We start from the raw sequence: 227 nt of genomic DNA, 5'->3' as shown, positions 1-227 counted from the left end.
GTATTGGAACTGTAAAAAATATTGAAGAAAAAGTTAGTGGTAGTATTATATTAGACAAAAACATTGCAACTGGTAATTCACCAGAAGAAACTGGGGATGAAAAAAATCCAATTATAACAAACAGTAAAGATCTAGAAAAATTACAATCCAATGTCCAATATGAAACAATAAGACTTAATATAAAAGATGTATTTGAAAAAGTAGAATTAAAGAATATTAAAACTAAA

General features: G+C 24.7%; 1 protein-coding gene. It reads left to right on the top strand.

Annotation, left to right across the window (positions count from 1 at the left end; translation table 11 throughout):
- Window positions 1–227: hypothetical protein (locus NG901_RS16905; protein WP_252217117.1), on the top strand; the 227-nt coding region annotated here is incomplete at both ends.

Origin of the sequence: Clostridium sp. CMCC3677 (genome assembly GCF_023845585.1) — a bacterium.
GTDB lineage: Bacteria > Bacillota > Clostridia > Clostridiales > Clostridiaceae > Clostridium > Clostridium aquiflavi.
The sequence above is the reverse complement of the archived record's forward strand: the minus strand, read 5'-3'. Positions and strand labels throughout refer to the sequence as shown.